The sequence below is a fragment of the Acidimicrobiales bacterium genome (assembly GCA_035533095.1).
GTDB lineage: Bacteria > Actinomycetota > Acidimicrobiia > Acidimicrobiales > Palsa-688 > DATLUM01.
The window spans coordinates 16,080-41,599 of record DATLUM010000003.1; the positions used below are offsets into that span (position 1 = coordinate 16,080).

At 68.4% G+C, this 25,520-nt stretch carries 25 protein-coding genes, 1 tRNA gene, 1 other RNA gene and 1 pseudogene; 11 read left to right on the plus strand and 17 right to left on the minus strand.

The annotated features are described in order from the left end of the window. Positions 1–28 precede the first annotated feature (28 nt). Positions 29–796, minus strand: a complete 768-nt coding sequence (locus VNF71_00285) for a crotonase/enoyl-CoA hydratase family protein (GenBank protein ID HVA72987.1) — start codon at positions 794–796, stop codon at positions 29–31. Between the two features lie 12 nt (positions 797–808). After that, positions 809–1,585: an SDR family NAD(P)-dependent oxidoreductase gene (locus tag VNF71_00290; protein ID HVA72988.1), complete on the minus strand. Its 777-nt coding sequence runs from the start codon at positions 1,583–1,585 to the stop codon at positions 809–811. A 71-nt stretch (positions 1,586–1,656) separates the two neighbouring features. On the opposite strand from VNF71_00290, the pseudogene VNF71_00295 reads away from it, so the two are divergent. Then, positions 1,657–2,379, plus strand: a pseudogene (locus tag VNF71_00295) (phosphatase PAP2 family protein). Positions 2,380–2,420: 41 nt separating this feature from the next. On the opposite strand, the gene VNF71_00300 reads toward VNF71_00295, so the two are convergent. Further along, positions 2,421–3,440 carry an aspartate-semialdehyde dehydrogenase gene (locus VNF71_00300; protein ID HVA72989.1) on the minus strand — a complete coding sequence of 340 codons (1,020 nt, stop codon included), beginning with the start codon at positions 3,438–3,440 and terminating at the stop codon, positions 2,421–2,423. Position 3,441: 1 nt separating this feature from the next. Continuing rightward, entirely contained in the window at positions 3,442–4,659 is a 1,218-nt protein-coding gene (locus VNF71_00305; protein HVA72990.1) for an aspartate kinase, read from the minus strand. Positions 4,660–4,756: 97 nt separating this feature from the next. On the opposite strand from VNF71_00305, the gene VNF71_00310 reads away from it, so the two are divergent. Together VNF71_00310 and VNF71_00315 are read left to right on the plus strand one after the other, a co-directional pair. After that, positions 4,757–5,689: a peptidylprolyl isomerase gene (locus VNF71_00310; protein ID HVA72991.1), complete on the plus strand. Its 933-nt coding sequence runs from the start codon at positions 4,757–4,759 to the stop codon at positions 5,687–5,689. An 11-nt stretch (positions 5,690–5,700) separates the two neighbouring features. Beyond that, on the plus strand, positions 5,701–6,261 hold the full coding sequence (locus VNF71_00315) for a peptidylprolyl isomerase (GenBank protein ID HVA72992.1): 561 nt from the start codon (positions 5,701–5,703) through the stop codon (positions 6,259–6,261). Between the two features lie 25 nt (positions 6,262–6,286). Here VNF71_00315 and VNF71_00320 read toward each other — a convergent pair whose 3' ends face one another. Continuing rightward, complete coding sequence (locus tag VNF71_00320; protein ID HVA72993.1) at positions 6,287–7,030, minus strand: Type 1 glutamine amidotransferase-like domain-containing protein; 744 nt, start codon at positions 7,028–7,030, stop codon at positions 6,287–6,289. A gap of 212 nt (positions 7,031–7,242) precedes the next feature. Here VNF71_00320 and VNF71_00325 point away from each other — a divergent pair, with 212 nt between their 5' ends. Further along, positions 7,243–9,219 (plus strand): protein meaA, encoded by a 1,977-nt coding sequence (locus VNF71_00325; protein ID HVA72994.1) that lies wholly within the window; start codon positions 7,243–7,245, stop codon positions 9,217–9,219. Between the two features lie 118 nt (positions 9,220–9,337). Here VNF71_00325 and VNF71_00330 read toward each other — a convergent pair whose 3' ends face one another. From VNF71_00330 to VNF71_00345, 4 genes are all read right to left on the minus strand, one after another. Then, complete coding sequence (locus VNF71_00330; protein ID HVA72995.1) at positions 9,338–9,868, minus strand: sigma-70 family RNA polymerase sigma factor; 531 nt, start codon at positions 9,866–9,868, stop codon at positions 9,338–9,340. Positions 9,869–9,896: 28 nt separating this feature from the next. Further along, positions 9,897–10,886, minus strand: a complete 990-nt coding sequence (locus VNF71_00335) for a hypothetical protein (protein ID HVA72996.1) — start codon at positions 10,884–10,886, stop codon at positions 9,897–9,899. A gap of 78 nt (positions 10,887–10,964) precedes the next feature. After that, positions 10,965–11,156 (minus strand): hypothetical protein, encoded by a 192-nt coding sequence (locus VNF71_00340; GenBank protein HVA72997.1) that lies wholly within the window; start codon positions 11,154–11,156, stop codon positions 10,965–10,967. Beyond that, positions 11,156–12,712: an acyl-CoA carboxylase subunit beta gene (locus VNF71_00345; protein HVA72998.1), complete on the minus strand. Its 1,557-nt coding sequence runs from the start codon at positions 12,710–12,712 to the stop codon at positions 11,156–11,158. The genes VNF71_00340 and VNF71_00345 overlap by 1 nt, the downstream gene beginning before the upstream one ends. Positions 12,713–12,786: 74 nt before the next feature. Here VNF71_00345 and aat point away from each other — a divergent pair, with 74 nt between their 5' ends. Beyond that, on the plus strand, positions 12,787–13,518 hold the full coding sequence (aat, locus tag VNF71_00350) for a leucyl/phenylalanyl-tRNA--protein transferase (protein ID HVA72999.1): 732 nt from the start codon (positions 12,787–12,789) through the stop codon (positions 13,516–13,518). Here the strand turns inward: aat and VNF71_00355 are convergent. Beyond that, on the minus strand, positions 13,484–14,392 hold the full coding sequence (locus VNF71_00355; GenBank protein HVA73000.1) for a 5'-3' exonuclease H3TH domain-containing protein: 909 nt from the start codon (positions 14,390–14,392) through the stop codon (positions 13,484–13,486). The genes aat and VNF71_00355 overlap by 35 nt on opposite strands. Positions 14,393–14,429: 37 nt before the next feature. Between VNF71_00355 and VNF71_00360 the strand changes: the two genes are divergently transcribed. After that, positions 14,430–15,011 carry an HAD family phosphatase gene (locus VNF71_00360; GenBank protein ID HVA73001.1) on the plus strand — a complete coding sequence of 194 codons (582 nt, stop codon included), beginning with the start codon at positions 14,430–14,432 and terminating at the stop codon, positions 15,009–15,011. A gap of 36 nt (positions 15,012–15,047) precedes the next feature. On the opposite strand, the gene map is transcribed toward VNF71_00360, so the two are convergent. Continuing rightward, on the minus strand, positions 15,048–16,004 hold the full coding sequence (map, locus tag VNF71_00365) for a type I methionyl aminopeptidase (GenBank protein HVA73002.1): 957 nt from the start codon (positions 16,002–16,004) through the stop codon (positions 15,048–15,050). Beyond that, on the minus strand, positions 16,001–16,402 hold the full coding sequence (mce, locus tag VNF71_00370) for a methylmalonyl-CoA epimerase (GenBank protein ID HVA73003.1): 402 nt from the start codon (positions 16,400–16,402) through the stop codon (positions 16,001–16,003). Before mce ends, map begins: the two co-directional genes overlap by 4 nt. A gap of 44 nt (positions 16,403–16,446) precedes the next feature. Here mce and VNF71_00375 point away from each other — a divergent pair, with 44 nt between their 5' ends. Further along, a complete protein-coding gene (locus VNF71_00375; protein ID HVA73004.1) occupies positions 16,447–17,631 on the plus strand; it encodes an acetyl-CoA C-acetyltransferase in 1,185 nt (394 codons plus the stop codon). A 38-nt stretch (positions 17,632–17,669) separates the two neighbouring features. Here the strand turns inward: VNF71_00375 and recR are convergent, their stop codons facing one another. From recR to ffs, 4 genes are all read right to left on the minus strand, one after another. Next, the gene (recR, locus tag VNF71_00380; GenBank protein ID HVA73005.1) at positions 17,670–18,299 is read right to left on the minus strand and encodes a recombination mediator RecR; all 630 of its coding nucleotides are present in this window, start codon (positions 18,297–18,299) and stop codon (positions 17,670–17,672) included. 59 nt (positions 18,300–18,358) lie between these two features. Then, entirely contained in the window at positions 18,359–18,712 is a 354-nt protein-coding gene (locus VNF71_00385) for a YbaB/EbfC family nucleoid-associated protein (GenBank protein HVA73006.1), read from the minus strand. Next, complete coding sequence (dnaX, locus tag VNF71_00390) at positions 18,709–20,535, minus strand: DNA polymerase III subunit gamma/tau (GenBank protein ID HVA73007.1); 1,827 nt, start codon at positions 20,533–20,535, stop codon at positions 18,709–18,711. Before dnaX ends, VNF71_00385 begins: the two co-directional genes overlap by 4 nt. 58 nt (positions 20,536–20,593) lie before the next feature. After that, an RNA gene (gene ffs, locus VNF71_00395) (signal recognition particle sRNA small type) lies at positions 20,594–20,692 on the minus strand. 56 nt (positions 20,693–20,748) lie between these two features. On the opposite strand from ffs, the gene VNF71_00400 reads away from it, so the two are divergent. Further along, positions 20,749–20,833, plus strand: a tRNA-Ser gene (locus VNF71_00400). A 92-nt stretch (positions 20,834–20,925) separates the two neighbouring features. Here the strand turns inward: VNF71_00400 and VNF71_00405 are convergent. After that, positions 20,926–22,776: a hypothetical protein gene (locus VNF71_00405; GenBank protein HVA73008.1), complete on the minus strand. Its 1,851-nt coding sequence runs from the start codon at positions 22,774–22,776 to the stop codon at positions 20,926–20,928. Positions 22,777–22,938: 162 nt separating this feature from the next. On the opposite strand from VNF71_00405, the gene VNF71_00410 reads away from it, so the two are divergent. The 3 genes from VNF71_00410 to VNF71_00420 are packed head-to-tail and all read left to right on the plus strand — an operon-like array spanning position 22,939 to position 25,498. Further along, entirely contained in the window at positions 22,939–23,688 is a 750-nt protein-coding gene (locus tag VNF71_00410; GenBank protein ID HVA73009.1) for an SDR family oxidoreductase, read from the plus strand. Between the two features lie 11 nt (positions 23,689–23,699). Further along, on the plus strand, positions 23,700–24,791 hold the full coding sequence (locus VNF71_00415) for a Glu/Leu/Phe/Val dehydrogenase dimerization domain-containing protein (protein ID HVA73010.1): 1,092 nt from the start codon (positions 23,700–23,702) through the stop codon (positions 24,789–24,791). Between the two features lie 56 nt (positions 24,792–24,847). After that, entirely contained in the window at positions 24,848–25,498 is a 651-nt protein-coding gene (locus tag VNF71_00420; GenBank protein ID HVA73011.1) for a GNAT family N-acetyltransferase, read from the plus strand. Positions 25,499–25,520 lie beyond the last annotated feature (22 nt).

The following is a 25,520-nucleotide window of genomic DNA, read 5'->3' on the forward strand; positions in this document are numbered from 1 at the left end:
GGGCCAGACCCTACGCCGGCCGCGGGTGCTACTTGCCCGCCCAGTTCGGCGGGCGCTTCTCGATGAAAGCGGTGAGCCCTTCCTTCATGTCCTCACTGCTCATCGCTCTCACCATCGCCTCGCTGGAAAGGCGCCAGCCGGCGTCCTCGTCCTCGGTCATCGCCGCGTACACGACCTTCCGCGACTCCCGGACGGCCACCGGGGCGTTCGCCTCCACGCGGGCGGCAAGCTCCTTGGCCTTGGCAAGCGCTTCGCCGGGTTCGCAGAGCACGTTGACCAGCCCGAACTGGTAGGCCCGCTCGGCGTCGATGGGGTCTCCGGTCAGGGTGAGCTCCATGGCGATGTTGAACGGGAGCTTGCGCGGCAGGCGGAAGAGACCGCCGCCGGCGGCCACGAGACATCTCTTGACTTCTGGGATGCCGAACCTCGCGCTCGTCGAAGCGACGATCAGGTCGCACGCGAGGGTGATCTCCGTGCCGCCGGCGAGAGCCGGGCCGTCCACCGCCGCGATGATCGGCTTAGAGCGCTCGCGACGGGTGATCCCGGCGAACCCGCCCCGTTTGGTCTGCAGGTCGCCGGCGCGTCCCGCGTTGATCTCCTTGAGATCGGCGCCGGCGCTGAACACCGGGGGCACACCCGTGAGGATGCCCAGCCACAACGAGTCGTCGCCTTCGATCTTGTCGATGGCTTCTTCGATGCCTTTGGCGACCTCGCCGTTGACGGCGTTACGCGCGTCAGGCCGGTTGATGGTGATGATCCCTATGTGACCTTCGGTTTCGAACTCGACGATTGCCATGCCAGCGCCCGCTTACTTCGGCTGCAGGCGCGCAGCGCCGTCGATGCGGATGGTCTCGCCGTTCATGTAGCTGTTCGTCACCAGCTCGACGGCAAGGCTTGCGAACTCCTCCGGCTTGCCCAGGCGGTCGGGGAAGACTACGTCCTTCTTCAGCTTCTCCTTGAAGGCCTCGGACCCCTCACCACTGCCGTAGATCGGCGTGTCGATGAGGCCCGGTGCGATCGTGTTGACGCGGATCCCGACGACCCCTAGGTCACGGGCAATCGGAAGCGTCATGCCGACGACGCCGCCTTTCGAAGCCGAGTATGCGGCCTGGCCGATCTGGCCGTCGAAAGCTGCGAGCGACGCAGTGTTGACGATGGCGCCCCGCTCGCCGTCCGCGAGGGGTTCGTTCTGGCTCATGGCCGTCGCCGCGAGGCGGATGCAGTTGAACGTGCCGACGAGGTTGATGCCGATCACCTTGATGAAAGCGTCCAGGTTGTGGGCCGAGTCGTAGCTCCCGTCCTTGCCGATGGTGCGGGTTGCCCATCCCACGCCGGCACAGTTGACGAGAGCCCGCAGCGGGCCCATGTCCTTGGCGGCTTCGACCGCGGCGATCACCTCGTCGGTGTTGGTGACGTCGGCACGCACGAAGACGCCGCCGACTTCCTTGGCAAGCTCCTCACCCTTGGCGTCGTTCATGTCCAGCACCACACAGCGGGCACCCCGCTGGGTCAGCAGGCGCACCGTCGCCTCGCCGAGCCCAGAGGCGCCGCCGGTGACGATCGCGGAGGCTCCGTTGATTTCCATGACGCGAAGGCTAGGCGAGGGCCGCTGTCGCGTAACAATCCCGCGGACCGGCCGGGGTAGGTTGGCGTCGCATGCTGGTGCCTTGGACCTGGGCGGCGATCGCCGCAGGTGTGCTGGCCTGCATCGGCTTGGGCTTGCGCGTCGCCAAGAGGGCGCCGCGGCGAGCAGACCTGGCGAGCGAGACCGCGATCGTGCTGGGCCTGTACGCGCTCTGGCAGGAGGGAGGCAACCTGGCCGTTCAGCACGTCCAGGGTGCCGTCTCGAACGCCCGCTCGCTCTGGCACCTGGAGCGGGCGGTCCACCTACCGAACGAGGTCGCCGTCCAGCACCTGATCCTCCCCCACCCTCTGCTCGTGGAGGCGGTCAACGGGTTCTACGACATCGCCCACGTTCCCGCGCTCATCGCGTTCTTGATTTGGATGTACTTCCGCCACCGGGATGTCTACGCCCGGTGGCGAACCATCGGCGCCATCCTCACCGGGGCCTGCCTGTTGATCCAGATGATCCCCGTCGCGCCCCCGCGGCTCCTGCCCCAGCTGGGATTCGTGGACACGGCGATGCGCTACCACGAGTCCGTCTACGCCCCCGGCGGGATAGGCGACGCGACACAGCTCGCGGCGATGCCGTCGGTGCACATGGCCTGGTCGTTGTTCATCGCCGTGGCTGTCGTCTGCGTGAGCACTAGCCGGTGGCGCTGGCTGATCGTCGCCCATCCGGCCGCGACCCTCTTCGCCGTCGTATCGACTGCCAACCACTGGTGGATGGACGGGATCGTGGCCGCCGCCATGTTGCCGCTGTCTGTGGCGCTGTACGCCGGGTCACGAGCAGCGCTACGTCAGCTGACGATGCCCCTTTCGAGCAGAGCCTCTGCGATCTGGACGGCGTTCAGGGCCGCTCCCTTGCGGAGGTTGTCGCCCGAGACAAACAGCGTGAGCCCCCGGCCCGACGGGTCGCTGTAATCGGGGCGGACCCTGCCAACCAGACAGGTGTCGCCGCCGGCGGACTGGAGCGGGGTGGGAACGTCGAGGACCTCGACACCCGCCGCGCTGCCGAGAAGCTGCAGCGCGCGCTCGGCCGTGATGGCCTGCTCGAAGGTGAGGTTCAGCGCGAGCGAGTGACCCGTGAACACGGGGACCCGGACACACGTGACCGACACCGCGAGGTCCGGGACTCCCAGGATCTTCTGGCTCTCTTCCCGGAACTTGAGCTCCTCGCTGGTTTCGTCCCCGGCGAAGCTGCCGGCGTGCGGCAGTACGTTGAACGCGAGCGGCCCGGGGAACACCTTCGCCGGCGGGTAAGAGAGCGCCTCGCCGTCAAGAGCGAGCGCTGCAGCCTTCTCTCCGATGGCACGGACCTGCTCGTCCAACTCGGCCGTCCCGGCGAGGCCCGCGCCCGACGCCGCCTGGTAAGTGGAGGCAACGACACGCCTCAGACCAGCCTCGGCGTGCAACGGCGCGAGGACCGGCATGCACACCATGGTCGTGCAATTCGGGTTGGCGACTATCCCCTTGGGTATGCGGTCGAGTTCGTGCGCGTTGACCTCTGGAACCACGAGAGGGCAGTCGGGGTCCATGCGCCACGCCTTCGAGTTGTCGATGACGATTGCTCCCGCGCCGGCCACTCTTTCCCCGTATTCCTTCGACGCATCTGCTCCCATGGAGAAAAGAGCGACGTCCACGCCGGCATGGTCCGCGGTTGCCACGTCCTCGACCGTGATGCCGTCGATTACACGGCCGGCGGAGCGCGAGCTCGCGAACAGACGCAGGCCGCTGTGCGGGAAGCGGCGCTGCTCCAGCACGGCCCGCATCACCGTCCCGACCTGTCCGGTCGCGCCGTAGATCCCTACCGTCGGCATCTCACTCGCCCTCCAGCTTGAACGCCCGGTGCAGCGCCACGACCGCCTTCTCCGCGACCTCCGAGCGCACGACGCACGTGAGCCGGATCGACGACGTCGAGATCATCTCGATGTTGATGCCCTCCGCGGCCAGGACCTCGAACATGGTCGCCGAGACACCGGGGTGGGTCTTCATGCCAGCGCCGATGATCGACACCGTCGCGACGTCGGGATCCGCGAGGACGTCGGCCGCGCCGATCTCACCTTGCAGACTCCGGCACACGTCGGTGGCAGCGCTCAGATCCTCGTGGGGGACGGTGAAGGAGATGTCGGTAGTGCCTTGAAGCGACACGTTCTGCTCGATCATGTCCACGTTGATCGACCTGTCGGCGAGCGCGCGAAACAGCCGCGCAGCGATACCCGGCTTGTCCGGCACGCCGGTCACGGTCAGCTTCGCCTCGGAACTATCGGATACGACAGCCGAGATGATCGCCTGCTCCATATCGGGGTCTTCCTCCTCGATCCAGGTCCCGGGCTCCCACGTGAACGCCGACCGCACGTGCAGGCGGACGCCGTGGTTGCGAGCGAACTCCACAGAGCGCATCGCAGGCTTGGGGCAGCCTGCCGCGCACATCTCCAGCATCTCCTCGAAGCTGACCCGCTTGAGCCGGCGCGCCTCGGGGACAACCCGGGGATCCGCTGTGAACACGCCTGACACGTCTGTGTAGATCTCGCACGCGTCAGCCTGCAGCGCCTGCGCGAGGGCGACGGCTGTCGTGTCCGTCCCGCCACGTCCTAAGAAGGTGACGTCACGGTCGGTCGAGACGCCTTGGGCGCCTCCCACCACAGGCACCCGCCCGTTGGCGAGCGTCTCTCGCAGCCGGTCGGCGCGCACGTCGACGATCTTCGCCCTGGTGTGGTCGGTGTCGGTGATGATCCCCGCCTGGCTGCCCGTGAAGCTGTCGGAGGGGATCCCGGCGTCGTGGAGGGCCATGCACAGGAGCGCCATCGCCTTGCGCTCGCCTGCCGTGATCAGCATGTCCATTTCGCGCCCCGGGTGGGTCCCCGACACCTGCGCGGCAAGGTGCAGCAAATCGTCGGTCTCGCTGCCCATGGCGGAAACCGCCACCACGACCTGGTTGCCCCGCTTGACGGTACGTGCGACGTAGTCGGCCACGTTGCGCATCCGCTCGGCGTCGCCCACAGACGTCCCGCCGAACTTCATCACCAACAGGGCCACGACCCTCAAGGGTACCAGTGGGGTGGTGGCGGCCCCCGGCGGTTTGGGGCGGCGGCCGCGGCTAGGCCTGTTGGCGCCGCGGCTAGCTTTGTGCGCCGTGCCTACCGACAAAAGAGCCCGCCAGCGCGCAGGGCGCGCAGCGCGCATGGCCGAACTTCAGCGCGCACAAAAGAGGCGCAGCCGCATCCGGCGCGGTGTGATCATCGGTGTCGTGGTGGCCGTGGCAGTCGGCCTGGCCGTGTACACCGGCACGCGGGGCGGTTCGTCGAAGAAGGTCAACACGGGTACCGGCACCTCGACGACGGCTCCCGGCACGACCACTCCCGGGACCGCTTCCACCGTCCCGTTGGGCACCGGCCTGGCCGTCCGGACGGCCCCGGCGGTCAGCGCCAACTGCTCTACGCCGGCCGGAGGCGCGACAGGATCAGGCGCCGCGACGGCATCCGGCAACGGTGTGTCGATCGTGCCGGCGCCGGCCCACGTGCCGTTCCCGAACCTCGACGGGTCATCGCCCCGCTACACCAAGTTCTCCTCCGCCCCGCCGTTCTGCATCGATCCGACGAAGACCTACAACGCGACTGTCAAGACCGACGCGGGCAGCTTCGTCATCGAGCTTCTGCCCAAGTACGCGCCGGTCACGGTCAACAACTTCGTCTTCCTCGCCGGCTACCACTTCTACGACGGGATCGTGTTCCACCGGGTCATCCCTGGCTTCATGGACCAAGTCGGTGACCCGACGGCGACGGGGAGCAGCGGCCCGGGGTACTCGTTTGCGGACGAGCTGCCGTCGGCCAGCTCTGCTTACGGCACGGGTATCGTCGCCATGGCCAACAGCGGCCCGAACACGAACGGATCGCAGTTCTTCATCGTCGTCCCGGGCGGAGGTTCGGGGCTGTCACCGTCGTACAGCGTTTTCGGCCAGGTGACGTCGGGCATGGACGTGGTCGAGAAGATCAATTCCGACGGGTCCCAGGCGGGCACGCCGGCGAAGTACCACAAGATCCTGTCCGTCAGCATCACCGCCTCCTAGGAGCGTTCACTTTGGCTTCAACCACCCCGTGCCCCTCCCCCGAAGGGTCGAGCCCCAAGCAGCAGCAGTTCGACGGCCCGCCGCCGATGTGCATAGACGCCTCGAAGCGCTACAGCGCGCAGATGGTCACGTCGAAGGGCGCCATGACGATCGCTCTCGACCCCATCGCCGCTCCGCAGACCGTCAACAACTTCGTCTTCCTCGCCCGCTACCACTACTTCGAAGGGATCGTCTTCCACCGGATCATCCCCGGGTTCGTCCTGCAGGGTGGCGACCCGACAGGTACCGGTCGCGGCGGACCCGGTTACCGGTTCGCCGACGAGCTGCCACCGCCGGGACGCTACGAGCTGGGATCGCTGGCGATGGCCAACGCCGGTCCGGACACCAACGGGAGCCAGTTCTTCGTCATCAGCGGGGCGTCAGGGGTGCGGCTGCCTCCGCAGTACTCGTTGTTCGGCAAGGTGGTCGCAGGGCTGGACGTCGTCGCGGCGATCGACGCTGTGGGGACCCAGTCCGGGACACCAACCGAGACCGTCACCATCGACTCGGTGACGATCACCGAGTCCGAATAAGCCTCTGCCCGCCGGGCCGCGAGTACTAGCGGTTCCTGAGGACCTCCAGGCCCGCCGGCTTCCCGTCCACGTACACGGTCACACCGCCGGCGCCGGCGGTGCGCCACGACCCGTCACCGTCGCGGATCAAGGCAGTGCGCTCATCGATCGCTGCAATCCGCAGGTGGCCCGTGGCGAGCTGCACCGTGCGGTTGGCCTTCTCCTCGGACCAGGTGTCGTAATGGGGCAGGACCGCCAGTTGCGGGATGAGCCCGAGCCCCAGTGTCAGCGCACCCCCGCGTGGATCGACCATCGGATCCCCCAACACCATCGCGCCGGCGCTCGACCCGGCCACTACAGCACCGGAGTGCCAGGCGCCGACGAGCGCCGACCAGGCCGGCGTGTCCTTGAGGACCGAGCGAAGGTGCATTGGCGAGCCGCCCGACAGGTAGATGAACCTGGCGCCGGCGACGATCTTCACCTGGTCGTCGTCGACAGCGTCGGACCGGGACAGGATCATCGCCGGGCGGACCGTCGCGCCGAATTCGGCGAACCAGGCGGCCGCCTTATCGACGGCCCTTTGCGGGTGCTCATAAGCGGCGGCGGTCGGGAGCACGACCACTTCGGATTTGCCCGACTGCTCCCAGAGATCGCGGTCGAAGTCGCAGCCGGGGGTCCATTCTCCGCCGCCCACCAGCGCCAGCGTGCCGGGTGTGAGACTGGTGCCGGTGGGGTCGTCCGTACCGGTGGGGTCGTCGGCGCCGGGGTCGCCGTGGTCCGCTTCGCTCATCGCCGGTCACCGTAGCGGGCCGCCGCCGGCGCCTCGGCGGTTGCGCGGGGACTGACGGGGCTGAGGGGTGCACCGGGGCTGACGGGTGCGCCGGCAAAGGCAGGCGCACCCGTCTGATTCCCGCGGGGGTGGCAGACCCCTTCTCCGCGTAGGCCACTGTAGCGGGGGTTGGCGGTTTCGGCACCCGGTGCATCCGATGGGAGAATGTCGCCGTGACCACACCCTCGAATGACGCCGCCGGCGCCCGGCTGACCCAGCCGGACCGGCCCTGGGTGATGCGCACCTACTCCGGGCACTCCACCGCAAAAGCCTCGAACGAGCTCTACCGGACGAACCTGGCGAAGGGCCAGACCGGCCTGTCCATCGCCTTCGACCTGCCGACCCAGACCGGTTACGACCCGGACGCGCCGGAAGCTCGCGGCGAGGTCGGAAAGGTCGGCGTGCCCGTGGTGCACAAGGGCCACATGGCCGAACTGCTGGAGGGGATACCTCTCGAGCAGATGAATACCTCGATGACGATCAACGCCACAGCAGCCTGGCTGCTCGGCCTCTACGTCGCCTGCGCCGACGACACCGGCGCGCCACGCGCCGCCCTCACCGGCACCACGCAAAACGACATCGTCAAGGAATACCTCTCCCGCGGCACCTACATATTCCCGCCGGCGCCGAGCCGGCGCCTGACCGTCGACACGATCGCGTGGGCGGTGCGCAACCTCCCCAAGTGGAACCCGATCAACGTGTGCAGCTACCACCTTCAAGAAGCTGGTGCCACACCTGTCCAGGAGTTGGCGTTCGCGCTGGCGACGGCGGTGGGCGTGGTCGACGCAGTGCGCGATTCCAAGCAGCTGGAAGAAGACGAACTGCCGGCCGTGGTGGGACGGATCTCTTTCTTCTGCAACGCAGGCATCCGCTTCGTCGAGGAGACGTGCAAGATGCGCGCGTTCACCCGCATGTGGGACCGCATCTGCCTGGAGCGCTGGGGAGTCGACGATCCGAAGCTTCGCCGTTTCCGCTACGGGGTCCAGGTGAACTCGCTCGGGCTCACCGAGCAGCAACCCGAGAACAACGTCCCCCGTATCGCCCTCGAAGCCCTCGGTGTCATCCTGTCCCGCGATGCCCGGGCACGCGCGATTCAGCTCCCCGCGTGGAACGAGGCGCTCGGGCTGCCGCATCCCTGGGACCAGCAGTGGTCCCTGCGGATCCAGCAGATCCTCGCCTTCGAGACGGACCTGCTCGAGTACCCGGACCTCCTCGACGGTTCACACGTGGTCGAGGCGCGTACAACGGAGCTGATCGAGGCTGCGTCGGAGGAGCTTTCCGCGATCCTCGGTGACGGCGGCGCCTTCGAATCGATCGAGCGGATGAAGTCCGCGCTCGTGGTGAGCCAGTCGGAGCGGACACGGCGAATCGAATCCGGCGATGCGATCGTAGTTGGTGTCAACCGTTTCACCACGTCCGAGCCGTCGCCGCTTGACGTCGAAGGGGCCGTGCTGCGGGTCGATCCCGCTGTGGAAGCCGAGCTGGTCGAGGACGTGGTCAGGTGGAGGAAAGAGAGGGACGGGAGCGCGGTGCAAGCGGCCCTTGACGAGTTACGCCGAGCGGCTGAGAGCCCGGGCGTCAATGTGATGCCGGCGACGATCCAGCTCGCACACGCCCGCGGGACCACCGGCGAGTGGGCGACCGCGTTGCGGGAGGTGTGGGGCGAGTACCGGGCGCCGACGGGCGTGGGGAGGGCGGCCGTGGCACGTGACGACGGTTTCACCACAGCCCGCTCGCGGGTGGGAGCCGTCACGGCGCGGCGCGGAGCCCCGCCGCGGTTGCTGGTGGCGAAGCCCGGCCTCGACGGCCACAGCAACGGCGCGGAGCAGATCGCCGTGGCAGCCCGTGACGCCGGCTTCGAGGTGGTGTACCAGGGGATCCGCCAGACGCCGGCGCAGATCGCCGCAGTTGCGCGCGACGAGGACGTGGACGTGGTGGGCCTTTCGATCCTGTCAGGCAGCCACCTGGAGTTGGTTCGCGAGGTGATGGGCGGCCTGCGCGACGCCGGCGTGTCGGTGCCCGTCGTGGTCGGGGGGATCATCCCTCCCGGTGACGAGGCGGAGCTGCGGGCGGCCGGTGTGGCTGCGGTGTACACACCGAAGGACTTCGAGCTGGGTCGAATAGTCGCCGAGCTGGCTGGGCTCGTCTGAAACGATCGGACGGGTGGGTCCCCTCTTCTCTGTCCACTTCTCCCGCTTGGAGCGCGCCGTAAGCGGACAGGGCTCGCGCCGGCCTGGCGGTTCGGCGTGAACTCTGTACCCTCATGACTCAAGCGAGCGCGGCGGCGAGGTCGCGGCGAGCGTCCTCGAGGTGCTTGCGGACCGTGCCGCCGGCGATGCCAAGCGCCTCGGCCGCTTCGCGGACGGGCAGACCGACCACGAGGCACATGACAGCGCACGACCGCCGGCGGGGCGGCATCGCGGCGAGGGCCGCCTCGATCGCGACGGATGATGCGGCGGCGGATCCGGTCGGGTCGGGCGGGTTGCGCTCAGCGGTAGCGGGTGGCCGGCGGGCAGCCTTGCGCTGGGCCTTGGCCAGGAGACGGAACCCCGCGGTGTACACATAGCCGGTGGGGTTCGGGCCGCGGCTGACCCGGCTCCAGTGCACGAGCGCCCTGGCGAAGGCCTCTTGTGCCGCGTCCTCCGCGGCCGCGGAGTCGGCGCCGGCGAGACGGAGGGCGCGGACCAGGCGGTGGTAGTGGCTCTGGTAGCAGTAAACGAAGTCAACCGTTGGCAGGTCCGCGATGGGTTCTCTGGCGGCTCCGGCCGCGGCTGGCGGGTCGGGTGGGAGAACCTGCACCGCCACCATCGTGTCAGCCGGCGGCTTCCTAGCCGCCGGACCCATTGGTGCCGGATCCCGTAGTGCCGGATCCCGTCCTAGGGATGGTCGGGCTGGGGGCACGGGCAGGGGCAGGGGCGGGTGCCGGAGTGGGGCAGGCGACCGCCGCCGAGCCGGAGACACCCGCGCTAGCTGAGCCCGAGCCGACCGTCCCCGAGCCGGCAGAGCCCGAACCGGCAGAGCCCGAGCCGACAGAGCCCTGGGTGGGCGTCACGACCGGCAGCCACTGGACGGGCGTGGTCGCCAAGGAGTGACCGGAGGAGTCGAGCGCGGTCAGGGTCCCTACCGTCTCCTGGGTGACCTTGCCCGACTGGAACCAGGCCGCCGGCGCAGCGAGGACCGCCCATCCCTGAACCGGGGTCATCTCGTCGGTGGCCCCGCCGGTGAAGTCCATGCGGACCTTGCTGACGGCGGAGTTGGTCTGCAGCACAACGACGGCGACCGGGTCGCCCTCGGCGTCGCCCACCACCGTGGTTTGCTCGCTGAGAATCATCGACCCGAGCTGCTGAACCACGAACCCGCTCCCGGCTGTGGCCACCATGTCCGGTGTCGATACCTCGGCTTGGAAGTGGGAGCCGGCCGTCCCGCACTCGGTACTGCCCGCTGAGCTGAGGGGCATCATTAGGGGGGTCGCGACCAGGTAGCCGCGGATATCGATCCCGTTGGCCTGCCGGGTGAACAGACGAGTGAACCTGTTCGGCTCCGGGAGAGCGGCCGACGGCCCGCCGGCGATCTGGGCGCCGCTCGGGGCCTGGGACGATGCGCGGGTGCTCGACCCGGACGCAGGCGAGGTGGCGACGACCTGCCGGGCGGACCCTCCGGTGGTCGACACCGCGTACCCCACCCCCCCACCGGCGGCCACGGCAACCACACCGGCCAGGGCGGCGGCACGCCAGCGCATGCGCCGTCCCGCCCTCGCGACGATCGCGTGAAGGTCGTCGGAGCCGGACACATCCCCATCACCGAGGAGGCCTCCCATCCGCGGATCCACTGGTTGCATACCCTCTATAACCCCCGAGGGCAGCGTTTCGCGTACTAAAGAGGTTCGCGAACCTCTTCAGATGCCGCCACGCTCCACCCAAGGACGCTCGCGGCGAATCGTCGTCGGGCGCGACCACCACCGGCCGGAGAAGCGCCAAGGGCCGGGACGCTCGGGCTCTTGCGCCGCCAGGACCACCGGCCGCGGCCAGGCCATCTCCACCGCCGCCACGATCGCTGCGAGTTCCTCAGGGGAAGGGTCGGCCGCCACTAAAGGGGCACGTTACCGTGCTTGCGCTTCGGCAGCTCCTCCCGCTTGGAGCGCAAAAGGTCGAGCGAACGGGCCAGCACCTTGCGGGTGTCCGCAGGGTCGATCACGTCGTCGACGTAGCCGCGCTCCGCTGCGAGGTACGGGTTGGCGAACTTCTCCGTGTACTCCTCGACCAGCTGCGCGCGGCGGGACGCCGCGTCAGGCGAGGTGGCCAGCTCGCGGCGGTAAACGATGTCCACCGCGCCTTGTGGTCCCATCACCGCCAGCTCCGCGGACGGCCACGCGAACGCGAGGTCGGCGCCGATGGACTTGGAGTTCATGACGACGTAGGCACCGCCGTAAGCCTTGCGGGTGATGATCTGGATGCGGGGAACCGTGGACTCGCAGTAGGCGTAGAGCAGCTTGGCCCCGTGACGGATGATCCCCCCGTACTCCTGGTCGGTTCCGGGCATGAAACCGGGGACGTCGACGAAAGTGACGAGCGGGATGTTGAACGAGTCGCACGTGCGCACGAACCGTGCACCCTTCTCGGAGCTCTCGATGTCGAGCACGCCGGCGAGGTTCTGTGGCTGGTTGCCGACTATGCCCACGACGTGCCCGTCGATGCGGGCGAAGCCGCATACCAGGTTCATCGCCCAAAGCGAGTGGTACTCCACGAAGTCGCCGTCGTCGACGACCGCTGTGATGACCTTCTTCATGTCGTAGGGCTGGTTGGGGCTGGCGGGGATCAAGCCCCGCAGCTCCGGCGTCGAACGCTCGGGGTCGTCGCCGGTCTCGAGGCGCGGCGGCTCCTCCATGTTGTTGGACGGGAGGAAGCCGAGCAGGTAGCGCACCTCGTCGAGGCAGCTCTTCTCGTCGGCCGCGACGAAAGCCGCGACACCCGACTTGGTGGCGTGAGTGAGCGCGCCGCCGAGCTGTTCGAGAGTCACCTCCTCACCGGTCACGGTCTTCACCACGTCCGGGCCGGTGATGAACATCTGGGAGGTGTCGCGCACCATGAAGATGAAGTCGGTCATCGCCGGGCTATAGACGGCGCCGCCGGCGCACGATCCCATGATCACGCTGACCTGGGGGATCACGCCCGACGAGTCGACGTTTCGCTTGAAGATCCCGCCGAAGTAGTGCAGACCTACGACGCCTTCCTGCACGCGCGCGCCGCCGCCGTCGTTGATGCCGATCATCGGCACACCGAGCGAGGTGGCGAGATCCATGATCTTGTGGACCTTCTCGCCGAACACCTCACCGAGGGATCCTCCATTGACGGTGAAGTCCTGGGAGAAGATGCAGACCTTGCGACCGTCGATCGTGCCGAAGCCGGTGATCACACCGTCTGTGTAGGGCCGCTTGTCATCGGGCAGTCCCGGGGCCCTCGTGCGAGCGAGCATGTCGAGCTCCTGGAACGACCCCTCGTCCAGCAGGTAGTCGATCCGCTCCCTCGCCGTCATCTTGCCCTTGGAGTGCTGGCGCTCGATGGCGTGGGGCGGCCCGGCGTGGATGGCCTGCTCCTTGCGGCGGGCCAGTTCCTCGAGGCGTTCGGACATCGGGTGCTCTGACATCGGTCCAAAGGGTACTGCCGGCGCCACCAACGCCCCCATTCGGCGTGGCCGTTCGAGCGGCAAGACTGCCAGGTGTGGCCACTCCCGCAGCTCCGGCGAACAGGCGGGCGGTCGAGCCTCCTCCGACCCGCTGGGAGTTCCCCTCGGACCCTCGCGCGCTCGCCAGGGCAGCTCAACAGAGCGGGGGGGAGGTCGTGGCCGTCGGGGCCGACCTCGAACCGGGAACGCTGCTGGCCGCGTACCGGTCCGGGTTGTTCCCGATGCCGGCGAGGCGCGGTCTTCCTGGCTGGTGGTCACCAGAACCCCGTGGGGTCATCCCGCTGAACGCTGGAGGCTTGAAGGTGTCGCGCTCGCTCCGCAGGTCGTGCGCACATTTCGAGGTCCGCGTCGACACCGCGTTCGAAGAGGTGATCGCTGCGTGCGCCGACAAGCGCCGGCCTGGCAGGTGGATCGACCGTGACATCGTGCGTGCATACACCCGGCTGCACGAATGGGGTTGGGTGCACAGCGTGGAGGCCTGGGATGACAAGGGCGTGCTGGCCGGTGGGCTCTACGGCGTCGCGGTGGGCGGCCTCTTCGCCGGCGAGTCGATGTTCCACCGGCAGACCGACGCGTCGAAGGTCGCTCTGATTCGACTCGTCGAAATTCTGCGCGCAGCGGGCGACGCCGAGCGCCGGCTCCTCGACGTCCAATGGGTGACACCGCATCTCGAGTCGCTCGGGGCGGTAGGCGTGACACGCGAGGAATACCACCGCCGGCTCGAGGTGGCGCTCAGTCTCCCCCAGCCGGAGTGCTTCGGCGGCTAGCCGCAAGACGGTCGGCACGTGCGGCTAGCGAGGCCGAGTCCAAGACACCCGCTGCGAACGCGCCGAACTTGGCGTCGGGGCCCGACCAGAGCAGCTCCGAAACGCCGGATATCACGGGCGGTTCGGTTCTGAGCGTGGCGAGATCCCGAAAGAGCATCGCCAGGCCCCTGGATGCGGCGAGCGTCGCGGCGAGAGTCCCGCCAGCCCGGACATTCACTTTCCATTGGGCCCCCGAATCCGGGATCGACTCGAGATGCCCGTATACAGCGAGCACCGCGGCAGCCGACTTGGCGCCCCAGCCCGGCAGTCCGGGGAATCCGTCGGCGCTGTCGCCGACCAACGCGAGGTAGTCGGGGATCGACGCCGGCGGGACACCGAACTTCGCCACTACACCCTGCTCGTCGATGATGGCTCCCTTGCGCCGGTCGAGCTGCACGACGCGGGTGCCGGTGACGCACTGGGCCAGGTCCTTGTCGGGAGTGCAGACCACCACTTGGTCCACCGTGGGATCCGAAGCAGCTACAGCCGCGGCGGATGCAAGCGCGTCGTCAGCTTCGAGCTCGACCATCGGCCAAACGGCCGCGCCCATCAGGGCGAGCGCCTCCTCCAGTAAGCCGAACTGGCCGAGCAGCAACGGGTCGACGCCGGCGCTCGTCTTGTAGCCCGGCCACATGTCGTTGCGAAACGACTCGATCACATGATCCGTGGCCACCCCCACGTGAGTCGCCCCATCCTCAATCAGGGCCAGCACCGACGAGAGAACTCCGCGGACGGCCGCCACCTCCTGGCCGGCCGAGTTCGCATGCGGCGGCGCTCCGAAGAAATGCCGGAACAGCTCGTAGGTTCCGTCGACGAGATGGACCCTCACGCGCATGGCGGTTCAGCATGGTAGGTCGGTACGGTGCAGCGCAGTGACATGGTTGATATGCGACTACGGGGAGGTGATCAGCCTCCCCCAACCCGCCGGCGACCTGGCGGCCATCGAGGCGGCGGCGGGCGTCCAAGGCGACGGGCAGAGCTTCTGGAAGGCGTACTGGCGACACCGCCCTTCCTACGACCGGGCTGATGTCACCGCGGCCGAATACTGGCGGGCTGTCACCGGCCGCGCGGTCAACTCCGACGCGTTGGAACACCTCGCCCGAGCCGACGTGGGAAGCTGGCTGCATCCCAACCCCGACAGCATCTCTGCTGTTGCCGAGTTAAAGGAGAGAGGCGTGCGGCTGGCCCTTTTCTCCAACGCGCCGGCCGAACTGGCCAGAGAGCTGCAGTCCGCGCCCTGGCTGGGGTCTTTTTCCGAGAAGTTCTTCAGCTGCGACCTGAACGCGGTGAAGCCCGCCCACGACTCGTACCTGGCCGTGCTCGAGTCATTGGGCGCTCACCCGGAAGAGGTCGTGTTCGTCGATGACCGGCCGGCGAACGTCGCCGGCGCCCAAGCCGTCGGTATCCGGGCGTTCGTCTTCGAAGGCCCGGCGCAGTTGGCCAGACTCGTCTAGCTGTTCGCGCCATCGTGGGCGTCGCAGCGAACCTCTCTAGGCAGGCTCAGGCGTCAGGATCTCGTAGCCGTCCTCGGTCACGAGGATGGTGTGCTCGAACTGCGCGGTGCGCCGGCCGTCGGCGGTCACCGCGGTCCACCCGTTGTCCCACATCTTCTCGCGCCAGGTGCCAAGGGTGATCATCGGTTCGATGGTGAACACCATCCCGGGCTCCATGACGGTGGACGCCTCGGGTGTGTAGTAGTGCGGGACACTCGGCGACGTGTGGAACTGCTCTCCGATCCCGTGCCCGACGAACATCCGGACGACGCCGAGGCCATTGCTCGACGCGTGCGTTTCGATCGCACGCCCGATGTCGGAAAGAGGCCGCCCAGGGCGCGCGGCCTCGATTCCCAAACGGCGGCACTCGCGTGTCGCCTCGACGAGCCTGCGCGACTCCGCGTCGACTTCGCCGACGTAGAAAGTCGCGTTGCAGTCGCCGTGGACGCCGTCGATGTATGCGGTCACGTCGATGTTCACGATGTCTCCGTCGAAGAGAGGTCGGTCGTCGGGGATGCCGTGGCAGATGACCTCGTTGACCGACGTGCAGATCGACTTCGGATAACCGTGGTAGTTGAGCGTCGAGGGGAAGGCGCCGCGCTCGATGTACGCCCCGTGGGCGATGACGTCGAGTTCGTCCGTCGTCACTCCCGGCGCGACAGCTGCACCGGTCACCGCCAACACCTCGGCGGCTATGCGCCCCGCCACGCGGATGCGCTCGATCACGTCGGCGGACTTGACCATCGGCTCATCGCGGCGCTCGGGTATGCCGGTGCGGTAGTAGTCGGTGGGCACGATCCCGTCCGGCACTCCAAGCATGGGGCTCACGTCACCTGGCAGAACCCGGCCCTCTGTCGCCTTGTGGCAGCGCTTGTACTTGCGGCCGCTGCCGCACCAGCAGGGGTCGTTGGATCTGGGGATCCGGGTAGAAGTCTGCGTCGCGGGTGCCGTCACTCCTGCACCAGCTCTATCAACGTCCCGAACGCGGTCTTGGGGTGCAAGAACGCGACAGTCGTGCCGCGCGAACCCGGCCTCGGGGTCTCGTCGATCGCGCGCGCGCCGGCGGAGACGGCTTGCTTCAGCGCTTCCGCGCAGTCGTCGACGCGGTAACCCACGTGGTGCAGCCCTTCACCCTTGGTATCGAGGTACTTGGCGACCGGCGAGTCCTCGCGTGTCGGTGTCAGCAGCTGGATGTACGAATCGGCGACGGAGAGCAGAGCCTCCTCCACCCCGTCGCGCTCGACAACCTCACGGTGGGTCACGGTCGCGCCGAACGTCTGCTTGTACCAGTCGACCGCCGCGTCGAGATCCCGGACCGCGATAGCGACATGGTCCACTTCGGTCAGCGCCATCCGCCCAGGCTACCGCCGCGCCGGGCGGTCGTAGACTGGGCGGCATGCCAGGTTCAGTCATGGTCGCCGGCGCACGCACCCCGATCGGCAGGCTTTCCGGAGCGCTCTCGGGCTTCTCGGCGGCGCAACTCGGCGCGGTCGCGATCCGGGAGGCTCTTCGGCGGGCCTCGATGCGGCCGGAGGACGTGGACTACGTGATCATGGGGCAGGTACTGCTTGCGGGCACGGGCCAGGTGCCGGCCCGCCAGGCGGCGACCGCAGCGGGGATCCCGATGACCACGCCGGCGACGGTGGTCAACAAGGTCTGTCTTTCGGGTCTCAACGCGATCTACCAGGCGGACCTGATGATCTCGGCGGGCGACGCGGATGTCGTCGTGGCGGGCGGCATGGAGTCGATGACAAACGCGCCGCACCTGCTGCTCGGCGCTCGGCAGGGCTACCGCCTCGGCGATGCCGTCCTGCGCGACGCCATGATGTACGACGGTCTCGAGGACGCTCGCAGCCACGAGGCGATGGGGCGCGACAGCGAGAACTACCTGCCCCGGTTCCCCGACGTGACCCGCGAACGCCAGGACGCCTTTGCAGCGGAATCTCATGAAAGAGCGGCCAGGGCGACCAAGGACGGCCTCTTCGCCGAGGAGATAGTCGCGGTTGAGGTGCCCCAGAGGAAAGGTGATCCTGTTCTCGTCAACACCGACGAGGGCATCCGGTCAGGCACGACAGCGGAGTCGCTGTCCGGGTTGCGGGCGGCCTTCGCGGAAGGTGGGTCGATAACGGCGGGGAACGCCTCGCAGATCTCGGACGGCGCGTCCGCGGTGATAGTGATGTCCGAAGAGGCCGCAGAGCGCTGCGGCGTCGAACCGCTCGGCCGTGTCGTGAGCTACGGAATGGTCGCGGGGCCTGACACCTGTCTGATGACCCAGCCGTCGCGGTCCACTTTGAAGGCTTTGGGCAAGGCAAGCCTCGGCGTCGGCGACGTGAGCGTCTTCGAGTTCAACGAGGCGTTCGCCGCGGTCGCTCTCGCTTCCATCGACGACCTCGGAATCTCAGGGGACATCGTCAACCCCAACGGCGGCGCCGTCGCGCTCGGGCATCCCATCGGCGCGTCAGGGAACCGGTTGGCGCTCACGCTGCTGCACGAGCTGCGCCGGCGCGGCGGTGGTATAGGCGTGGCCGCGCTGTGCGGAGGCGGCGGGCAGGGCGACGCCCTGGTGGTCCGCGCGGGCTGAACCTGTTCGAGCCGGCTAAAGGGGTTCGCAGAACCTCTTCAGTCGACCAACTCTCGACGCCCTTCCAAGGCCCTGCCTAGCGTCAGCTCGTCGGCATACTCGAGGTCCCCGCCGGCGGGGAGGCCCCGTGCGACCTGGGTGACCTTCACGGGGAGCGGCTTCAGGAGGCTGCCGAGATACAGCGCGGTCGCGTCGCCCTCGATGTTGGGGTTGGTGCAGAGGATCACCTCTTTGATCGCTTCGCGATCAATGCGGGCGAGCAGCTCGCGAATGCGCAGCTTGTCGGGCCCGATCCCGTCGATCGGGCTGATCGTGCCCTGGAGGACGTGATACCGGCCGCGGAACTCCCGAGTCTTCTCGACCGCGACCAGGTCGCGGGGCTCCTCCACTACGCAGACGACCGTCGGGTCGCGTCTCGAGTCGGTGCAGATCTCGCACTCGATCTCGCTGTCCGGCTGGGCCTCCTCGCGCCGGCTCTCTGCGACGTTGAAGCAACGGCGGCACCAGGACACCCGCTCTTTGACGACGCTGATCGCGCGCGCCAGGCGGAGCGCGTCATCGGACGAGAGCCTCAAGAGGTGGAAAGCGATCCGCTGCGCGGACTTGGGCCCGACCCCTGGAAGCCTTCCCAACTCGTCGATCAGGTCTTGGACTGAATTTGCGTACATGGGCGGCTCGACATGGGGTCATCCGAGCGTACCCGGGTGCCGGCGCGGTTCGGGGGTTCTCAGAGACCCAGCAAGCCACCCAGGTCGAGGGCGCCGCCGCCCGCTCCGGCGATACCGCCGAGGGCGCTAGAAGCGAGCGCATGCGCCTGCTCCACCGCGTCTCTAACCGCGGCGAGGACCAGGTCCTGGAGCATCTCGACGTCATCGAGAACCGACGGGTCGATGGTTATGTCCTGGAAGTCGAGGCCCCCCGTGACCTTCACCCGCACAGCCCCTCCGCCGGCCGTGCCCTCCACGACCTTGGCGGCGGCTGCCTGCTGGGCCTCGCGGAGGTTCTGCTGAACCTGGCCCAGCTGCGAAAGCAGCGAGTTGAAGTCGGGCGGCTCGCTGCCCCGGTTGCCCTGGTTGCTCATGACACCTCCTCGGCGCCGGGGAAGGCCTCGAGCAGTCGCTGCTCGGGCGAGATCGCTGCCGTGGCGGGCGCGTCCTGGAGTTCGTGGATGTCGCCGATGTCGTTCAGGTCGACTTCTGCGGGCTGGCGCTCGACGCCTGGCCCGGTTCCGGCCGCTCCTTCGAGGACCAGGCGAAGCGGCACTCGGCGGCCGAAGTGCTCCTCCATGGCGGCATGGATCTCGGGCAGGAGGGGCTCGGCACGGGTGAGCAACCCCTGGTCGGGCAGCGCGTAGACAGCAGCTTCCGGGTCTACGCCGACGAACCGGCCAGCGGAGACGTACACCTTCACGCCCGGCCTCAGCTTCGGCAGGATCGAGTCCCCCCAGGCGATGGTCAGCTCCTCCCGGGTCGGTAGTGGGCCGCCGGCGGACGGCGGCGAAGTCGGAGGTGCCGGGGCGCCGGCCGGCGGCCGGGCGGTGTCCTCCGGCCTGGTCGGGTTCTCCGGCCGGGCGGTGTTCTCCGGCACGGCTGGGGGTCGCGAAGGGGGTTGGCGGTGCGCACCGAGCGCGGGCTTCGCGCCGGGCGGCATCGGGGGAGGCGCCGGCGCGGGAGCGGGTTGCGCCGGCGCCGAGCGCGGCAGGGCGTCGCGATGAGCGAGGGGGCGGTCCCGCCCTCCGGCCCTCGGCTGCCCTTCGGTCGCCGACTGCGCTTCAATCCTCGACGGCCCTTCAACCCTCGATTGGCGTTCGAGCCTCTCCAGCCGCTCCAGGATGGCGGCACGGCTGTCGTCCGCCTCGGGCGAGGCGACGCGGATCAGGGCGACCTCGAGCGTGATACGCGGATCTGGTGCGTCGCGCATGTCGATCAGCGCCTGGCCGATCACCTCCATCGCCCTCACCAGCGCCGGGGTCCCGAGGCGGCGTGCCTGCGCCTCCGCCTCCTCGGCGGCCTCGTCGGCGAGCATCACGAGCGAACGGGCCTGCATCGCCAGGAACCCGTTGCGCAGGTACTCCAGCACCTCGGTAGCGATCCGCCGAGGGTCCCGCCCGGCGGTCGCCGCCTCCGCGACCTCGACCAGCACCCGGGCCGGATCGCGATCTCCCAGGGCCGCGACCAGGTCGGACACCACGCCGACCTCGTCGTCTACGCCGCCGGCGGCAGCAACCTGGTCGAGAGCCGAGAGAGCGTCGCGGGCCGATCCGTGACCCCTCTTCACCACGAGGTCGATCGCCTCCGAGGGGAGACCGAGCGAGGCACGGGCGTTGACATCGCTGAGCAGGGAACCGAGCAGATCCGGCCCGAGCAACCGGAACTCGAAATGCTGGGTCCGGCTGCGGATGGTCGGCAGCACCTTCTGCGGGTCGGTGGTCGCCAGCACGAAGATCACATGCCCGGGCGGCTCCTCAAGGGTCTTCAACAACGCGCTTGACGCCGCCGACGTCAGCTGGTGCACCTCGTCGACGATGTACACCTTCCAACGACCAGGCGTCCCGAGCGACACCCGCGACAGCAGGTCCTTCATCTCGTCTATGCCGCGGTTGGTGGCCGAGTCGAGCTCCTGCACGTCGAGCGACGATCCCTGGCGGATCGACACGCACGACCCGCAGGTGCCGTCCGGCTCGCCGTCGTCGGGGTTCTCGCAGTTGAGCGCCATCGCCAGGATCCGAGCGGTGGAGGTCTTGCCCGTCCCCCGCGGGCCGCTGAACAGGTACGCGTGGGCCACCTTGCCGTCTCGCACAGCGCTGCGCAGGGCGCGAGTGACGTGGTCCTGGCCGAGCACCTCGTCGAAGCGCTGCGGCCTGAACCGCCGGTAGAGCGCCAGATGAGGGGTTCCTTCAGCCACGAGCGCCCAGCCTACGGCAGCCCTTCCGGTCCCAAAAGCAGCAGCTGGCGCCCGGCGCGGCGGTCAGGCGATCTGCGGCACACGATGCGGTCCGCTGAGAGCTGCTGCCGTCAGGCCCTGACTCGGTTCACGGTGCGCCGTTACGCAGGACCCGACCGCCGCGCCCGGCGCCAGGCCATCCATGGACACGATACCCTAGGAATTCCCAGCCGAGGAGGGGTGCGAGAGCGGCCGAATCGGCACGATTGGAAATCGTGTGTCCTTCACGGGACCGTGGGTTCAAATCCCACCCTCTCCGCTCGAAATGAGTCCCTGGTCAGCGGGGGTCCAGGGACCTCCGCTGACCAGCCCGACCGCACGGTCGCCGAGAAGCGCCGGCTCCCTGTCGGGCTAGCTGTCGGACAGGCTGAGCCCCAGCCGGAACAGGTACGAGTCGACAGCCGTTCGGTTCAGGTCGTGGAGGCGGCTGGAGGCGGCAGCGGTCACGTCGTAGATCGGGTACGGGTAGGCCGCTCCCCCGACGACCGGCTTGTTCAGTGGAGATCCCCCGTGCGAACCGGCGAACTCGGCGTCGCCGTAGTTGAAGACGCCCCCGTCGGACGCAAACAGCCAGTAGCCGCCACCGTCCTCGGCCGGTGCCATGGCCACGATCGGCTGGTTGAGGGGCGACCCCCCGTGGGAGCCGTAGAAGCGGGCGTCGCCGTAGTTGAAGATGCCCCCGTCGGACGCGACGAGCCAGTAGCCGCCGCCGTCGGGGGTGGTGGCCATGCCGACAATCGGCTGGTTCAGGGGCGACCCCCCGTGGGAGCCGTAGAACCCGGCGTCGCCCATCGTGAAGACCCCTCCATCTGACGCGGCGAGCCAGTACCCCCCGTCGTCATAGGTGGGCGCCATCCCGACTACCGGCGCGTTGAGCGGGCCGGTCGCCGAGCCGTAGTTACCGGCGTCGCCGTAGTTGAAGACGGCTCCGTCCGACCCGGCCATCCAGTAGCCGCCACCGTCATAAGTGGGGGCCATCCCCACTATCGGCTTGCTCAGTGGCGAACCCCCGTGCGACCCCAGGATCGGGGCGGTGCCGTAGTTGAAGATCCCGCCGTCCGAGGCGACCATCCAGTAGCCGGGGGGGATCCTCCACGTGGTGTCGAGCTGATTGGACGTGGCGCCAAGGGTCGATGCCGTGATCGTGGTCTGCACCGAGTTGAGCGAGGACGTGTACAGGACCGCCGTCGCGCCCGACACCGGGACCGTGAAGGCGTCGCCCAAATTGGAGAGCGAGCCCTCCGGGACGACCTGGCCGTCAAGACCCGACACCCAGAAGTTGGAGTTGGTGCCGGCGTTCACGATCCCCGTCATGATCGTGTTGCCATCGCCGGAGCTCAGGGGGTCGGGAGACGACCCGCCGTCACCGAACCCGTAGACGGTCCCGTTGGCGGTCATGATCCGGTAACCGCCCCCGTCCGGCGTGGCGGCCAAGGCGAGGACGGGGGAGTCGACGCCCGTTGCCGCTGGGGAACCCCAAAAGCTGGCATTACCGAAGTTGAAGATCCCGCCGTCGGATGCCACCAGCCAGTAGCCGGCACCGTTCGGTGTGGCTGCCATGGCGACGATGGGTCGGTTGAGTGAGCGGCCACCCATCGAGCCGTAGTAGCCGGCGTCGCCGTAGTTGAAGATGCCCCCGTCAGACGCAACAAGCCAGTAACCGCTGTCCGACGCTGCGGCGATACCCACCACTGGCTGGTACAGCGGGGACTGCGAGTGGTCCCCGGACCAGACGGCGTCGCCGCAGGCCGTCACCGAGGCGTCGTCGCCGAGAAGGAAGTAGCCGCCGCCGTCCGGCGTTCCCGCGATCCCGATTACCGGGGCCCCGCCGGTCGTGCAGTTGAACGCAGGTGCGGTTCCCTCATTCAGCACGTAGCCGTCTTCGCCGGCGATCCAGTACCCGGTTCCACCGGCGGACTCGGCGACTCCGACATAGACGTCGTCGGGCAATAGCCCGTTGGTCGGGTGGAACTGGACGTTCGTCCCGCTCGGAGGCTGGCCCCCGTTGTAGGTGACCGTTGCGGTCACGATATCGAGGCCGTCCACGTACGGCGAGGGCTCGCTCTGCACGGCCGACACCGACACCTGAGGGGACACGGTCGCGTGCGCCGACGGCCCGCCCATAACCGCTGACACCGCCACGACCAGCCCGAGTGCCGTCCCGGCAGCCACCGTTCGCCGCACAGGGTGGAAATTCTCCATTTGTCCTGCCCCCTCGCTGGCCCCGCTCCCGCAGCTGCCGCGCCAGAAGACTACGACTGCGGCACCGCCTCGGTCAACGGTTTGACCGCCCTCGCAGCCGGACGGGTTGCGTGCTGCCAGGGTGCAGGTAAAAGATCAGCCGTCTCTGCAGAGGGGAGAACCGTGGCACAGGAAAGCCTGGACCTGACAGGAAAGGTCGCTCTCGTAACCGGGGCGTCAAAGGGGATAGGGGCGGCGATCGCCAGGATCTACGCGGAGCACGGCGCGATGGTGATGCTCTCCTCGCGCAAGAAGGACGCCCTCGAGGAGACCGCTTCCACCATCGACGGAGAGACCGCCGTCCACGCGGCCCACGCCGGCGACCCTGTCCAGGCGGCCGAGTGCGTAGCGGCGACGATCGGGCATTTCGGAGGGCTCGACATCCTCGTCAACAACGCCGCCACGAACCCCTACTTCGGCCGCGCCATCGACATCGACCTGCCGCGCTTCGACAAGACGGTGGAAGTGAACATGCGTGGGCCTTTCATCTGGACCCAGGAGGCCTGGCGCCAGCGGATGTCGGAGCACGGGGGGAGCGTCATCAACATCTCGTCGATAGGTGGCCTCAGCTTTGGCGGGCCCCTCGGCATCTACGACCTGACCAAGGCTGCCCTCATCCACATGACCAAGCACCTCGCCAGCGAGCTGGGCCCGAAGACGCGGGTGAACGCGATCGCACCCGGTCTTGTGAAGACCGACTTCGCCCGTGCGCTTTGGGAGCCGCAGGGTGAGGAGGTGGACCGCCCCTGGCCGCTGCGCCGGCTCGGCCAGCCGGCCGACATCGCGCGTGCCGCTCTGTTCCTCGCCAGTGACCTGTCGTCGTGGATCACCGGAGACGTGCTCGTGGTCGACGGCGGTGCCATGGTGAGCTAAGTGTTTAGGTAATGGCAGACCTCTGGGACCTGATCGGCGAGGAGTACGAGGAGGTCGTCCACTGCCACGACGCAGTGAGCGGCTTGCGCGCGATCGTGGCGATCCACTCCACGGCGTTGGGGCCCGCGTTGGGAGGGACCCGCTTCTACCCCTACGGATCTGGCGATGATGCTCTGGTCGATGTGCTGAGGCTCGCCAAGGGCATGACCTACAAGTCGGCGCTCGCCGGACTGGATCTCGGCGGTGGCAAGGCGGTGATAATCGGGGACCCTGCGACCGCGAAGACCGAAGCGCTGTTGAGGGTGTACGCGAGGTTCGTGGACTCGTTGGGCGGGCGGTACCTGACGGCGGAGGATGTCGGTACGACACAGGCCGACATGGATCTCATAGCGCGCGAGACGCGCTGCGTGACGGGCACGTCGCCGTTGCTCGGTGGCTCGGGTGATCCCTCCGAGGCGACGGCCCGCGGCGTCTACTGGGCGATGCGGGCCACTGCCGCGCACCTCGAGGGCAGCGGGGACCTGGCCGGACTGCACGTCGCAGTGTCGGGTGTCGGCAAGGTCGGGTCCGCGCTCGTCGGCTTGCTCGTGGCGGACGGGGCGAAGGTGACGGTCGCCGACGTCAACCGTGCCGCCGTCGACCGCCTCGAGGGGGACGGTGTGGCGACAACCGACCACGCTGCCGCCCATTCGATTCCATGCGACATCTTCGCCCCGTGCGCACTAGGTGCGGTCCTCAACAGCAGGACCATCCCAGAGCTCCACTGCAGGGCGGTCGTCGGGGCGGCCAACAACCAGCTCGAGACCGACGCCGACGGAGAGGAGCTGGCGCGGCGAGGAATCGTCTATGTGCCTGACTTCGTCGTCAATGCCGGCGGGGTGATCAACATCGCGGACGAGCTGATCGGCTACCACCGTGAGCGTGCGCTCGAATCGGTCAAACGAATCGGCGAGACGACCTCTCAGATCCTCGCTGCGGCTGCGGACGGTTCGAGGACGACCGTCGAAGCCGCCACGCAACTAGCCGAGGCGCGCATCGATAGCGTGTCCGCCACGCGGCGGATCACGTCTTTTCCCAGGCCTGTTCCTAGACCAGGCGCTTAGAGCCGGACAGTGGTCGAGAGTCGTCGGGCTGCCGTGAGGAGGCGTAGCCTTCGCTCGTGACTACTGGGGTTAACACACAGTTCGATATCTCGCCCCTTTCGTGCCGGGGCCGGGATCTGGACTCCGCGGCGATGGTGGCCGCGCGCGCATTCCACAACGATCCGTTCTTCGAGCATCTCGACCCGAAGGGTGTGAGACGGGCCCGGGCCCTGGCTCTGTTCTGGCGATCGGAGATCGCGTGCCTCGGCGACGGCGCGCGCGTGCTCGGGGCCCGGGACCCGGATGGGCGAGTGGTAGGTGTGTCGGTCTGGCTGCCTCCCGGCCAGTACCCGCTGCCGGCCATGGCTCAGGTCCGCCAGATCCTCGGCGCCGGTCGCGCGATGGCCCTTCGGCCGAAGGCGATGGTGGAGGGGCTCCGCTATCTGTTGGCCATCGACAAGGCGCATCCCAAGGAAGAGCTGTGGTACCTCCTGCTGCTCGCGGTCGACCCGTCGGTTCAACGCGGCGGGATCGGTGCGCGGTTGCAGGAAGAGGGCCTCGCCTCGGCCGACAATGAAGGGCTCGACTGCTACCTCGAGACCCAGAAGACGGAGAACCTCGTCTACTACCGCCGCTTCGGCTACGACGTGGCGGAGGAGCTGCGCCCGGTCGAGGGCGGGCCGCCGCTTTGGACGATGCGCCGGCCGTGCAAGGCCGCGACCCTGTGATCGCCCGGACGGCCCCAGCGCC

Excerpts from the sequence above, each read along its gene's own strand:
- VNF71_00285 (HVA72987.1), bottom strand. The coding sequence starts at position 796 with ATGGCAATCGTCGAGTTCGAAACCGAAGGTCACATAGGGATCATCACC.
- VNF71_00375 (HVA73004.1), top strand. The coding sequence starts at position 16,447 with ATGCCAGGTTCAGTCATGGTCGCCGGCGCACGCACCCCGATCGGCAGG.
- VNF71_00355 (HVA73000.1), bottom strand. The coding sequence starts at position 14,392 with ATGCGCGTGAGGGTCCATCTCGTCGACGGAACCTACGAGCTGTTCCGG.
- recR (HVA73005.1), bottom strand. The coding sequence starts at position 18,299 with ATGTACGCAAATTCAGTCCAAGACCTGATCGACGAGTTGGGAAGGCTT.
- VNF71_00320 (HVA72993.1), bottom strand. The coding sequence starts at position 7,030 with ATGAGCGAAGCGGACCACGGCGACCCCGGCGCCGACGACCCCACCGGT.
- mce (HVA73003.1), bottom strand. The coding sequence starts at position 16,402 with ATGGCGCTGACCGAAGTGGACCATGTCGCTATCGCGGTCCGGGATCTC.
- VNF71_00335 (HVA72996.1), bottom strand. The coding sequence starts at position 10,886 with ATGGGAGGCCTCCTCGGTGATGGGGATGTGTCCGGCTCCGACGACCTT.
- VNF71_00415 (HVA73010.1), top strand. The coding sequence starts at position 23,700 with ATGGCAGACCTCTGGGACCTGATCGGCGAGGAGTACGAGGAGGTCGTC.
- VNF71_00290 (HVA72988.1), bottom strand. The coding sequence starts at position 1,585 with ATGGAAATCAACGGAGCCTCCGCGATCGTCACCGGCGGCGCCTCTGGG.
- VNF71_00405 (HVA73008.1), bottom strand. The coding sequence starts at position 22,776 with ATGGAGAATTTCCACCCTGTGCGGCGAACGGTGGCTGCCGGGACGGCA.
- VNF71_00300 (HVA72989.1), bottom strand. The coding sequence starts at position 3,440 with ATGCCGACGGTAGGGATCTACGGCGCGACCGGACAGGTCGGGACGGTG.
- VNF71_00345 (HVA72998.1), bottom strand. The coding sequence starts at position 12,712 with ATGTCAGAGCACCCGATGTCCGAACGCCTCGAGGAACTGGCCCGCCGC.
- VNF71_00385 (HVA73006.1), bottom strand. The coding sequence starts at position 18,712 with ATGAGCAACCAGGGCAACCGGGGCAGCGAGCCGCCCGACTTCAACTCG.